10 protein-coding genes and 1 tRNA gene are annotated in these 12885 nt (G+C 56.9%); 6 read left to right on the forward strand and 5 right to left on the reverse strand.

Annotated elements, in window-relative coordinates:
• Positions 1-151: 151 nt before the first annotated feature.
• The 5 genes from BLR20_RS25765 to BLR20_RS25785 all read right to left on the reverse strand — a co-directional run bounded on the left by BLR20_RS25765 (position 152) and on the right by BLR20_RS25785 (position 6841).
• Positions 152-1546: a response regulator gene (locus BLR20_RS25765; protein ID WP_054992712.1), complete on the reverse strand. Its 1395-nt coding sequence runs from the start codon at positions 1544-1546 to the stop codon at positions 152-154.
• 156 nt (positions 1547-1702) lie between these two features.
• Entirely contained in the window at positions 1703-2983 is a 1281-nt protein-coding gene (gene gabT, locus BLR20_RS25770) for a 4-aminobutyrate--2-oxoglutarate transaminase (protein WP_003435131.1), read from the reverse strand.
• 179 nt (positions 2984-3162) lie between these two features.
• Positions 3163-4605: an NADP-dependent succinate-semialdehyde dehydrogenase gene (gene gabD, locus BLR20_RS25775; RefSeq protein WP_003367662.1), complete on the reverse strand. Its 1443-nt coding sequence runs from the start codon at positions 4603-4605 to the stop codon at positions 3163-3165.
• A gap of 286 nt (positions 4606-4891) precedes the next feature.
• Positions 4892-5527 carry a LysE family translocator gene (locus tag BLR20_RS25780; protein ID WP_054992713.1) on the reverse strand — a complete coding sequence of 212 codons (636 nt, stop codon included), beginning with the start codon at positions 5525-5527 and terminating at the stop codon, positions 4892-4894.
• Between the two features lie 45 nt (positions 5528-5572).
• Positions 5573-6841, reverse strand: coding sequence for an FAD-dependent monooxygenase (locus tag BLR20_RS25785; RefSeq protein ID WP_054992714.1), 1269 nt, complete (start codon positions 6839-6841; stop codon positions 5573-5575).
• 147 nt (positions 6842-6988) lie between these two features.
• Between BLR20_RS25785 and BLR20_RS25790 the strand changes: the two genes are divergently transcribed.
• From BLR20_RS25790 to BLR20_RS25820, 6 genes are all read left to right on the forward strand, one after another.
• Positions 6989-7065, forward strand: a tRNA-Arg gene (locus BLR20_RS25790).
• A 22-nt stretch (positions 7066-7087) separates the two neighbouring features.
• Positions 7088-7933, forward strand: coding sequence for a chromosome segregation protein SMC (locus BLR20_RS26665; RefSeq protein ID WP_162235637.1), 846 nt, complete (start codon positions 7088-7090; stop codon positions 7931-7933).
• A gap of 653 nt (positions 7934-8586) precedes the next feature.
• A complete protein-coding gene (locus tag BLR20_RS25805) occupies positions 8587-9906 on the forward strand; it encodes a metallophosphoesterase (RefSeq protein WP_074595109.1) in 1320 nt (439 codons plus the stop codon).
• A complete protein-coding gene (locus tag BLR20_RS25810) occupies positions 9903-10934 on the forward strand; it encodes a GTPase-associated system all-helical protein GASH (RefSeq protein WP_054992716.1) in 1032 nt (343 codons plus the stop codon). Before BLR20_RS25805 ends, BLR20_RS25810 begins: the two co-directional genes overlap by 4 nt.
• A gap of 284 nt (positions 10935-11218) precedes the next feature.
• Positions 11219-11965: a TRAFAC clade GTPase domain-containing protein gene (locus BLR20_RS28580; RefSeq protein WP_412778615.1), complete on the forward strand. Its 747-nt coding sequence runs from the start codon at positions 11219-11221 to the stop codon at positions 11963-11965.
• Complete coding sequence (locus BLR20_RS25820; RefSeq protein ID WP_054992718.1) at positions 11965-12885, forward strand: TRAFAC clade GTPase domain-containing protein; 921 nt, start codon at positions 11965-11967, stop codon at positions 12883-12885. Before BLR20_RS28580 ends, BLR20_RS25820 begins: the two co-directional genes overlap by 1 nt.

Genomic DNA, 12885 nt, shown 5'->3' on the forward strand with positions numbered 1-12885 from the left:
GCCCTGTAGGAGCGGACTTGTCCGCGAAGAGGGCGGTACATTCAATGCATTGGCTGCGTTTGGAAGATAGCCTTCGCGAACAAGTTCGCTCCTACAGGAGTATGCGGTACCTTGTGGGAGCGAGCTTGCTCGCGAAGGCGTCGGTGGGCTTTTACTTTTCGGGCGAACCCTGAACAGCGCCGTCCGAATCCTCTATCGCAGCAGGCTCTTCAGCAGGTGCCTCAGGTGCCAGGTCGAGCAAGTCGGGCTCGTCTTCCTCTTCTGCCGCCTGAACAGCAGCTTCAGGCTCGGTAGGCAGCGGCCTCAGCAAACTCGGATCCGTCACCCCGGTCAGCTTCTTGCGCAGGCGCTGCAAGTCACCCACGCTCAGCTTCAACAGCTTGGCCGATTTGGTCTTGATCAGCGTGGTGACACTTTCTTCCTCGCCCAGGCGCGCCATCTGCCCCGCCAGATTCATTGCCAGCACTTCGCGTGTGTAGATGCCGGTGTTGTACTGATACACCGCAGCGATCAGCTCACGCAGTTCCAGCGGCAAACGCCAGCGGGTGCGCAGAGCAGAACCGAAGGCCGCGGAATACTGTTCCAGAAACTGCCCGATCACCTGCTCATCCAGCTGGCCGCCAGCCAGCAGCCACTCCTGCAGGCAACCCAATACCGCCAGGTCGCCCAGCGACTGCAACAGTCCGGCACAGAAACAGCGCTCCGCATCCAGCTCCAGCATGCTGCCCAGAATGCGTGCGTAATCAGCCGTGCGTTGCGACAGGGTCCAGAGTTCATGGGCCTTGGCCAGCAACGCGTCGTTGGTCAGCACCGCCATACGCTTTTTGGCCAGGCCAGACGCGATATTGGCGCCCTGCACCGGCCCGAGAATGGCCAGCGCCCCGCCCATGGTCTGGATCGGCTTGCCCAGGTGTTGCGCCGCCGTGTTGGCGGCTGCGATCAAAACAGCGGTGATGTGCGGGTCGTTGCGCAGCTCCTGCTCCAGCAAGGTGACGTCGATGCCACTGGCGGTCTGGCTGAGCTTCACCGCCGTGGCGACATCCACGAACAGCGGCGCGCCATCGGCTATGTCACGGCGTTTGTCGAGAAACTTGGTCAGGGTCAGACCCGGCGTCAGCGCGGGCACCGCACCTGCAACCGGGGCACTGTGTTCCAGCAACAGGCCTTCAAGGCGCTGGCGCAGTCCTTCGGTGTTCAGTGGTTTGGTCAGGTAGGCAGTCGGAGCCAGCGGCACGACCTCGCGTACGCTGGCGCTGTCATTGCGATTGCTGATCAGAATGAACGGGATGCCGGGCTGACGACGCAGATTGCGCACGCCCCGCAGCAGGCTCAGGCCGTCGATCCCCGGCAGCTCGCGGGCGGCGATGATCAGGTCCGGCAGGTGTTTTTTCATCCACTCGACGGCCTGTTTGCCATCGGTGCACATCTCCAGCTCGATATCCGCACGCACGCCCAGCACCAGGTCGCTGAGCGTCTCGCGAACCCACGGATCAGACTCGGCTATCAGTACGCGAGGAACGGTGGGCAAAACTACAGCGGTCATCATGACTCTCCGATGTCAATGCGATCACCTTAGCCAATGCAAACGTCCGGATATACCCAAAACAGCGAAATACCCTGCTCCAAAGCAAAAAAAACCCGTCGAAACGGGCTTTTTTTGTCTGTTTGGTCATAAATTAATCAATTCATGACTTCACACTTTTCACGCGATTTCAGCAAAGCATTCGTCGAGAATGGCCAGGCCGCGATTCAGCAATTCGTCTTCGGCGGTCAACGGCACCAGCACGCGCAACACGTTGCCGTAAGTACCGCAGGACAGCAGAATCAGACCCTTGTCACGCGCCTTGGCAACCACCTGAGCCACTGCAGCGGCGTTAGGCTTGTGCGAATCGCCGTCTTCGAACAGCTCGACAGCGATCATCGCACCCAACGCACGCACTTCACCGATAACCGGGTACTTGGCCTGCATCGCCTTGAGCGAGGTCACCAGACGCTCGCCAACTGCCTTGCAGCGCTCCAGCAGGTGCTCTTCTTCGAAGATGTCCAGCACCGCCAGCGCCGCCGCGCAGGCCACCGGGCTACCGGCATACGTGCCGCCCAGACCGCCGGGTGCGATGGCGTCCATGTATTCAGCCTTGCCGCACACGCCCGCCAGCGGGAAGCCGCCTGCGATGGACTTGGCGAAGGTGGTCAGGTCGGCCGCAACGCCCATCTGCTCCATCGCGAAGAACGTGCCGGTACGGCCAGCGCCGGTCTGTACTTCGTCAGCGATCAGCAGAATGCCGTGCTTGTCGCACAGCTCGCGCAGACGCAGCATGAAGGCCTTCGGTGCCACGTAGAAACCACCCTCGCCCTGCACGGGTTCGATGATGATTGCGGCGATGTCCTTGGGCTCGGCGTCATTCTTGAAGATGCGCTCGATGCTGGCGATGGAATCGTCAACGCTCACGCCATGCAGTTCGCACGGGTACAGCGCGCGGAAGATTCCGCCCGGCATCAAACCCATGCCGGCCGAGTACGGCACAACCTTGCCGGTCAGGCCCAGGGTCATCATGGTGCGGCCGTGGTAGGCGCCGGTGAAGGCGATAACGCCCGCACGGCCCGTCGCAGCACGGGCGATCTTCACGGCGTTTTCTACTGCTTCGGAACCAGTGGTCACCAGCAGGGTTTTCTTGTCGAAATCGCCTGGCACTTTGGCGTTGATTTTTTCGCACAGCTCGACGTAAGGCTCGTAGGCCAGTACCTGGAAGCAGGTGTGGCTCAGCTTGGTCAGCTGTTCTTGCACGGCAGCGATGATCTTCGGGTGCAGGTGACCGGTGTTGAGAACGGCAATACCGCCCGCGAAGTCGATGAATTCACGACCTTCCACGTCGGTAACGGTCGCGTTCTTCGCCGAAGCAGCGAAGATCGGGTGGATCTGACCAACGCCACGCGGGACGGCTGCATGGCGGCGTTGCATCAGGGATTCGTTAGTCTTGCTCATGTATTCCTCATTCGCCGCTCATCGGTCGGCGTGGGTCAAGGATCAAGCGGACCGGATCAACTGCGGCAGCATACGATGATCGACTGCTGCAGCCTTCAGGCCACCAGGAAACTGCGGTGCAACAAAAGCCGATGACACGTCGCTCTCGCGCGCCATCGGCTGCAATACCCAAGTGTCGGTCAGACCGACAGGCAGAGGTATTTGATTTCCAGATAATCTTCGATGCCGTACTTGGAGCCTTCACGGCCCAGGCCGGACGACTTGATACCGCCGAACGGTGCCAGCTCGTTGGAGATCAGGCCGGTGTTGATACCCACCATGCCATATTCCAGCGCCTCGGCGACACGGAACACGCGGCTCATGTTCTGCGCGTAGAAGTACGACGCCAGACCGAACTCGGTGTCGTTGGCCATTGCGATCACTTCGGCCTCGTCCTTGAAGCGGAACAGCGGGGCCAGCGGACCAAAAGTTTCTTCCCGGGCCACGGCGGCGTCTTTCGACACGTTGACCAGAATGGTCGGCTCGAAGAACGAGCCTTCCAGGCTGTTGCCACCGGTCAGCACGGTTGCACCCTTGCTGACGGCGTCGGCAATGTGTTCCTTGACCTTGGCCACCGCCTTGTCGTCAATCAACGGACCGGTGGTGACGCCTTCTTCCAGGCCGTTACCGATCTTCAGCTTGCCGACTGCGGCCTTGAGCTTCTCGGCGAACGCGTCATACACCGCGTCCTGCACGTAGATGCGGTTGGCGCACACGCAGGTCTGGCCGTTGTTGCGGTACTTGGAGATCATCGCGCCTTCGACCGCCTTGTCGAGGTCGGCATCGTCGAACACGATGAAAGGCGCGTTACCGCCCAGCTCCAGCGACACCTTCTTGATGTCCTTGGCGCACTCAGCCATCAGCTGACGACCAATATCGGTCGAGCCGGTGAAGGACAGTTTGCGCACGATCGGGTTGCCGGTCAGCTCGGCACCGATATCGCCTGCGCTGCCGGTCACCACACTGAACACGCCCGCCGGGATACCCGCACGCTCGGCCAGTTCAGCCAGAGCCAGTGCCGAGAACGGCGTTTGCGACGCAGGCTTGAGCACCATGGTGCAGCCCGCCGCCAGTGCAGGACCGGCCTTGCGGGTGATCATCGCTGCCGGGAAGTTCCACGGGGTGATCGCCGCCGTCACACCAATCGGCTGCTTGAGCACGATCAGGCGCTTGTCCGGCTGGTGACCAGGAATCACATCGCCATAGACGCGCTTGGCTTCTTCGGCGAACCACTCGATGAACGACGCGGCGTAGGTGATCTCGCCCTTGGCTTCGGCCAACGGCTTGCCCTGTTCCAGCGTCATCAGCAGACCCAGGTCGTCCTGGTTCTCGATCATCAGCTCGAACCAGCGGCGCAGCTTGTTGCCACGCTCCTTGGCGGTCAGCGCACGCCAGGCCGGCAGCGCCTTGTCAGCCGCCTCAATCGCCCGACGCGTCTCGGCTGCGCCCATTTTTGGCACCGTGCCGAGGATCTCGTTGTTGGCAGGGTTGTTGACCTTGATCGACTGACCACCGTCCGCGTCCAGCCATTGGCCGTTGATGTAGGCTTGCTGGCGGAACAGTGTGGAATCTTTGAGCTGCATGTCGGCCTCCTAAACAGCATCGCCCGACAGGCGACGCGAACAATTGATATCGATGCACCCCAGTTGGAAGCCATCGTCAGGAAAACATTCCATCGGGTTCCAGCGCTGCGCAACGCATGAAGGCAGGAAGACCGAACAAGAGCGTTTGAAATCTCAAACGAATCCTAGGCATTGCGGGGGGAAAGGACAATAGCCCGTTCGAAAAAAAGAACGGGCGCAGGCAGGTGTGTGGTTTTTCGATCAGCGTCGAGCTCAGCTGCGGAGGGATTTTCCCGCTGCAGTAGAGTCAGGCTGCCCTGCCCTTCAAGGTAAACAGGCTCAACCCCAGACCAATGAACGACACGCCAAACACCCGATTGACGTTCTGGCGCCTGCGGGCTGAATTGAGGTGGCGCTTGAGCGTCTGTGCCAGCAGCACATAAAAGACGTGAGCAACCACAGAGCAGCCGGCGAAGGTCACGATCAACACCCCCGTCTGCTCCACCTGAAAGGTGCCGGGCTGGATGAACTGCGGCAGAAACGCGATGAAAAACAGGATCGCCTTGGGGTTGGTCAGCGCCACCGAGATGCCTTTGATAAACAGGCTGCCTGTGGACACCGCCTTGGGCACGTTGGCCAGCGCATCAAATGCACTGCGCGCGCTACGCCACTGCTTGATCCCCAGATAAACCAGATACCCCGCGCCTGCGATTTTCAGCACCAGAAAGGCGCTGGCGGACGCTACCAGAACCGCGCCCAGCCCGGCCGTCACCGCCGTGGCAACCACGATCAAGCCCAAGGCGTTGCCGAGCGAACCGACCATCGCCCTCGCCGGGCCGTGGGTGATTGAGTTCGACAGCGCCATGATCACCGCTGGCCCCGGTGTGAGGGTGACGAACAAAGCGATCATCGCGAAGCTGAGCCACTGTTGTAGCGATTCCATTTTTTATTCTCCCTGTGGCGCAGGCATTAACCCACGTCTGTAGCGCTATCGATAATCCGGAAGCGTGAAAGACTGCACCGCCGGAGTCAGCGCCCTGGCAGCACGCTTGCTGATAAAGGGCGTTGCCACCAACCGCTGCACGGCGCGCAGGATCTTCACCCCGGTCTGACTGCGAGGATGGACCAGACGCGGGACAAGTTTCGGCACGCTCTGCGACTTTTTCACCACAGGGCGCAGGACATATTCGTACGAGGCAAGCGCCTCTGCAATCGTATCGGTCTTGGTGAGTTCGCCCGCCAGCACATACGCGCCAATCAGCGACAACGAAGCACCGACCCCACCCAGCGGCGTGACACACCACGCCGCATCGCCGAGCAGTACCACCGGGCCATTCGACCAGCGATCGATCTTCACCTGACGCAAGTCATCGAACCAGAAATCCTCCGCAGCCTCCATCCCCGCCAGCAGACGAGGCACCTCCCAACCGGCGCCTGCAAACGACGCCCGAAGAAACGCCTTCTGCTCGGCAACACTGTTGCCAACCGTCAGGTGGCTTCGGCCGTGCACATTAAAGAACGCACGCGTCGTACCGCGATTGTCCGGACGAACGCCCGCACTGCGCCCGCCCACCGCGTTATACCAGCGCGCCGTCTGGCTATCGGTCGGCGCACGAGGCACCGTAAAGAAGGCGCTGGCCAGGTCCATCCGACGTGGCTGGTTCTCGCCGGGGAACACCAGCTCCCGCGTGCGCGAGCCGACACCTTCGGCAATGATCAACAGATCAAAACGCTCCTCGCCACCGCCCTCGAACGTGACCGACACGCCCTCCGCATCGTGCTCGACCGAGACGATACGATCAGCAAAGCGATAGAACGCATCAGCAGACGACGCCTCATACAGCAGACGCGCAAGATCACCGCGCAACACCTCAAGCTCAGCCGTCGGGCCGTCCCCGTCCAGACCAGCCAGATCGATGCGCGCCGCCGTGCGGTTATCCTCATCGACCCACGCAAGCCCCGTCTCGCCGGTGTTGAGCTCCTTCACCGCCTGCTCAAGCCCCATCAGGCGCAAGACCTCCCGGGCCGCGCCCCGCACATCCACATTCTGCCCGCCATCACGAAAGGCAGGTGCCTGCTCGACAACCGTGACATCGCAATCACGCTGCGTCAGCCACCAGGCCGCGGCACAACCCGCGATACTGGCCCCGGTAATAAGAACGCGGCACGGGCTGCGCTCGATGCTCTTGAACTGATTGATAAGAGGCCCTCGGTGAGCACGAACTGACGGAGTGGTATGGGGAGCATCATGCACCACCAGGCCGTTGTGCCGGTAGCGTAGGTCTGTTCCTTTATGGACGACAGATGGTGTGGGGTGATGAAAGGCTGTCGCCGGGTGATTTGTGTCGCACACCGCCCGCAACTGGACGCCCCGTACCCATGTGAGTATCATGGCGCCCGCGTCGCACCAGTAGCTCAGCTGGATAGAGTACTGCCCTCCGAAGGCAGGGGTCGTGGGTTCGAATCCCGCCTGGTGCACCATATTTTGCAGTCTGGATATGTCTTGAGTTTTGGACAGTCTACGAAGAACTCCGAAAGCCCGCCTTGTGCGGGCTTTTTTGTTTTTGGCTTTAGCAATTCTCAAGATATGTCGGCATCCATCATCCGTGAGCATTCCGACAGCCTCCTAATGGTTGGTGAGATCAGCATGTGCGATCCGCGCATCGTCGACTCGCGCAGGCACAATGCGGACCTGTTAGATAAGAAGATCAATCGCCGCGAGCCCCTTATCAACAGCCATTCCCTGATGGCGGGTTACATCGAGGCCATGAACACCTGGAAAGCCGATGAGCAGGAGCTGAATGAAAAACGTCAGAGCCTCAGCACCCGTCTTGAACAGATCAAACAACAGGCAGTAGAGGACATGGCCAAAGCCCGGCAGGCCGAAACGAACGCCGCGACTGCGTATGCACAGGCCGTCGCATGGGGCGACACCGAAGGCGAAAAGACCGCCAACGCCGATGCGCAAAAAGCCGCAAAAAACCTGGCAACCGCTGCCGAACATGATCGCCGACAAGGCCTGATCATATCCGCGCTGGAGCAGGAGCTGCTCACCGTGGATCGATACATCGCCGAAGCTCAGGAAAAGCATAAGGGGATAGAGCGCGACGCCCTGTGGCTTTCTCAAACAGTGCTGGAAGAGAAATGGAACGAGGCCGCTAGGGCACTCTTCGATGTGGGCGGAAGGCTGTGGGCAAATTACAACCTGCTCGGCCTTGATCAAGTGAGCCTGTTGAAACTGGCGGTTCCGCAGGAAGGCGAAACCGTCGGGAACTGGACGTGGCATGAACTATCCGGCCGAGCGCGCAACTACGGCGCGCAGGATCTGCTTCAGCTCAACAATATCTAGACACCTCAACAGTCTGCACTCGTGAGCCAACTGGAGGAACTAACGGATGAAAGCAGTGAACAACACGGCGCTGATGTCGTCGGGGTATGGCTGAAGAAATAAAGCCGCTTCACCTGAAAAAGGGCCCAGACGGGCCCTTTTTGGTGTAGGCGCTTTACTGGAAATACACAGTATTTCTAGCCCATCGCATCAAGATAATGTTCCATAGGATGCGCGGCTCTCTACCTATTAGTCACAGTCTGCTCTCGGCCAAGAGCAGACGTTCAAATGGGGTAGAACCCGGTTCGGCCTGATGTTCAGCGCCAAGGGCCAGCCGCTGCGGAGCGTGGCCGGCGATGCCGACATGGTGGCCAGGGTTGCCGCCAGGGCTGATATCATTGGCTAGGTCGACAAGGCCGCTATAACCGACAAGGTCAAGGTGTTGCTCACCTCGCCCTGATTTGGGCGGTCGATGATCAAGGCCGCGGGTGACTCGCCGGCTTTGTTTCCGCCCGCAACCACAGAAAGTGAAAGGCCAGCCGGTACCGTGGAGGTGGTTGCACACGCGAATAGTGGCACTATGTCCCTTTCATGATACTGTTCACCTCAGTGCAGTCGTTGGTTTACGCTATTTACTGCTGTATGCGATTTAGATGTTCAGCGGAGGAACGTTTGTGTCGGCTATTTTCATTCATCTGTCAGATATCCACTTCGGACAAGAGAAAGATGGTGGTGCGCTAGCCACCAATACAGATGCAAAAGACCAGCTTATAAAGGACGCACACGCCGAGTTAAAAGCAAGGGGGGCAAAAGCGTCAGGCATTATCGTCACTGGTGATATTGCCTACTCCGCACAGGAAGAACAGTACGCAGAAGCAGGAGCTTGGCTGGATAAGCTTGCTGAATGCGTAGGCTGTGATGATGAGAGCATTCAGTTAGTCCCTGGCAATCACGACATTAATCGTGATGCGATTACTCACGCCCTTGGCTGGAAACTGCAACTCATACGTGAAAAGGGCGACCTTCTGCTAGATGCCTTTTTAGACGATGAACAAGACCGGGAAGCCTTATTCTCTCGCTTTGAGGCATATCGTAATTTTGCTGAAGGTTACGGCTGTGATCTTGATACTCGAGGAGAGTACTCTGCAGATTACGCTGTAGAATTAGTGCCAGGAAGAACGCTTAGATTCGTTCGCCTGAACTCTGCACTAATATGCTCTCGAAAAGATAATAAAGGTGAGCTAATACTAGGTGCTCGACAGCGGATCATTCCAGAAGTCGAGGGCGAGGAGGTTGTGGTTCTTATGCACCACCCCTTGCATTGGTTTATGGATACAACCGAAGCCAGACAATACATTGAAAACCGAGCGCGGGTGGTGATCTCTGGCCATGAGCATTATCCATCGCTGACAGTTATGCCCGTAGAAGTTGGTAGTGACTTAATGCTGCTTGCAGCAGGCGCAACTGCACCGGATGACGTAGGCGGAAAATATACATACAAATACAACATTCTAGAGTTTGATTGGGACCAAAAAACAGATAGTTTAGCAGTCACAATTAATCCAAGAACATGGGATGGGTACCGCAAAAGATTCTCAAAGGACGAAGAGTTTCTGCAAGGGAATGAGGGACCTCATATTTTGGCTGCGCCAAACTTTAGAAAATCTGCTCTTCCCGTTTTGGATGACTATCAGCCTGACACTAGCGCTGCATCGAAGGTGAATGCAATCGTCAACCCAGTTTCGGGGGCCGGCAAAGCGGAAATAGATATTGCCGCGAGAGACCGTACGCTGCGCTTGAAGTTTTTCCGAGATCTAAATGATGCCCAGCGTATGAAGATTTTAGTCGATATGGCCAACCTCCCCGACGACATACACAAGCTGGACCATGGACTAGAACGAGCATTTTTCGCACGGATTCTAAAAAAAGGCCTTGGCGATGAGTTGGCCAATGCTATCGAAGATGTACTAACGACCCCTGAGGAGCACCAATGAGCTTGATGGCTAAACACTCACGCATTTTTTGGCCTGATCCTCAGGACGAACAAGTACGGCGGTTGAACCTAGCGGTGGCAGAGTTTCAGGTATGGATTCGAACATTAAGCCCGGCTTCCCGCGCCATTGAGTTCGCTGCTGCTCTTGCTAGAGCGTTTGAGTCTGGTTCGGTCGATGAAGAACTCGCCGAAGCGGTCGAAAAAGCGATAGTTAAGACCGGCAGCGATGCGTTTGTACGTGAAGGAAACGACCTTCAGATTACAGTCGTTGCGGTGGTCGCAGTCCTGGATCTAGTTCGGGAAGATGAAATGGCCGACGATGGCTGGGGGGCCGTCGACGCCTTCGCCGCCGCTTGCTGGTCAGCCCTTTCGTTCCAGAGCACTGTACAGAAGGAAGGACTCGAGGTACTCCGTGATGAGCTCCTTTCCACATCTCGAGCGCGGGTTATCAAGGTGGCTGAAGAGTCTCGAGTTCGTGCGGCAGTTCCAGAAGTTGGACTTCTGCAGATCCCAGATTCCACCCCGACAAATGCTCGTGCCAAAACCGCGTTCAAAACAGCTGTTGAGCCACTTGTAAAATCTCTCCGAGAGAATGCTGAGCTCGACCGTGAGGAAATCGATTTCCTCTGGTGGCGGCTCTCTGATTGGAGCGCTGTCTTAGAGAAGCCTCTCTCGTCGCTCTCTGATGCCAATCGTGCCGTTTATGCAGGGTTGGAATGCGGCTTAATGCTACGACGCGCCCCTTCAAGTGGACACCGTAATGTCGCCTTGCAAGGCATCTCCAATGAGAAATCTTTTACCCTTGCAGAGCTAGTTGGTGAGCTCGAGGTCGACAATGAAAAACTGAAAGCAGCCATAAGCTCGGACGACGTCATCGCTGCGGGAGAGGTCTATCCACTTTTAAAGTCGATTTTGAGTGGCGACCTTAAGGCATTCGGATCAGCGATAGCTAGAAGCACCAGGGACTGGGGCGGGCGGGCGTTGTTGGAGGCGAGTGTGCTGCAGTTAAATAGGCGGAAAGGGGCCTGAGTATGCGCAAATGCTCTTTTGATAGCTGCACGTACAGCATCACCGGGCGCTGCATCCGAGGAACCCCGGAGTCTGAATGCCCGCATCTCCAGGAAACACATGATTTCGAAGACTCCACATCCTTAACCGAAGAACTAGTTGAGGGCGATTGGCAGCGACCACAGGAAGGGAGCGTGGCTGGTGATGCGGTTCTACGGCCTACAGAGGAGATTCCGCGCCTCCCCTCCAGTATGACTCTTGGTCGTGAAGAAGCTCAGGAGCTCATGTGCAGTGAGGCCACCACGATGGTGGGGATCGTCGGGCTACCAGGTTCGGGCAAAACTGCATGCTTGGTAAGCGCTTACTTGCTACTATCACGTGGCTCACTTCGAGGTTACGACTATGGCGACAGTCGTAGTCTGATGGCGTTTGAGCAAATTTCGCGTGGTAGTCGACAATGGGCATCCACTGAATCCCAACGTCAACTAACCGTGCGGACTGAACTCGCAGATGATCGGCAAGCAGGGTTTCTTCATTTCAAACTACGTCGAGCAACAGATGGGCGCCTGTTAAACATCTTGTTGCCTGACCTACCTGGTGAATGGTCAACGTCTCTGATAGATAAGGCCGACTCAAAAAGGTTTGAGTTTATAAAATCGGCCACCGCAATGTGGATAATGGTAGATGGGCGGGAGTTTGTAGATGCCAAATCACGAAACTATGCTATCCACCGAACAAGGCTGCTTATTACGCGCTTAGCCGAAGTCGGCACACCCTCTCACATTAGATTGATACTCGTACCTAGCTGGAGAGACATCGGCGAGTTTCCGCAAACTGCTTTTGATCAGATTGAGGCCGAAGCAACATCTCTAGGCTTCCGCTTGATCCTTTCACCGATTGCCTCTTTCTCGGGAAATAACTTAGTTAAGCCCGGCGAGGGTGTCGCTGATTTGTTTGACATCACATTAAGCCACGCGCGCGAGTGCCCAGCTTTCTGGCCTGACGACCAAAGATGCAAGCTACGAAAATTATCTGGCTTCAGGAGCCTATAGTGAAATCAAAGTCGATTATTCTAATAGGCGGCCCAGACTCTGGGAAGACGAACTATTTGGCTCGTCTCTGGCCTTCATTTCAGCTCAGAAGGGACGAGTTGCGGGCCGACAAAACCCCGAACGATATTCGTTACGTAGATAGTGCCCTTGAGCATCTAATGAAGGGCGAGTTTGCTCCTCGATCAGATAGAAATCTGGAGGTAGGTCGCGCTGATTTCTCCATTGATGTAAGGGCAGGTTTTGGAAACGGTGACCTTCGAAAGCTAATGATTCCTGACATATCAGGCGAGCTTTGGACAAAAGCTGTCGCTACATCTGAGATTTCCGCAGAGTGGCTGAAACTCTTGCAAGAGTCGGAAGGCGCTGTTCTCTTCGTTCGTCACGCTTCAGATCAAACAATACAGCCTCTAGACTGGGTAACGGCCCGATCTGTCCTCGACTTATTTTCAGAAGATGAGCAGGACGAAGAAGCCGCTCCAGACAAGGACCCGGATGAGCAAACTGAACTGCCTACCAATAATCAAGAGCAAGTTATTCCGACACAGGTATTATTGTGTGAACTGCTGAGATATCTAAGTACGTACCTCTCCAATAAGGCTGACGGCAGTGCTCCGAAGGTATCCGTTGTTATCGCTGCTTGGGACAGGGTCGATCCAGACCTCAGAGCTGAAGGACCTAGAAAGTATTTGGAGCGCCAGTTCCCTCTGTTTGCTGGCAGGCTGACTTGCGAGGACCGTTTGGACATTAAGATTTTCGGAACATCGATCGTCGGTGGAGATCTGAATGATGATACCGAGTTCAAAGCAACATACTTCGACAGACCTATCACAGATCATGGATATGTAGTGGTGCAAGAGCCGGATCAGACCCAGACAGCAAACGATATAACCCTGCCAATCGCTTGGGCTATAGGGGTTTAA

The organism is Pseudomonas congelans (genome assembly GCF_900103225.1).
Classification (GTDB): Bacteria; Pseudomonadota; Gammaproteobacteria; order Pseudomonadales; family Pseudomonadaceae; genus Aquipseudomonas; species Aquipseudomonas congelans.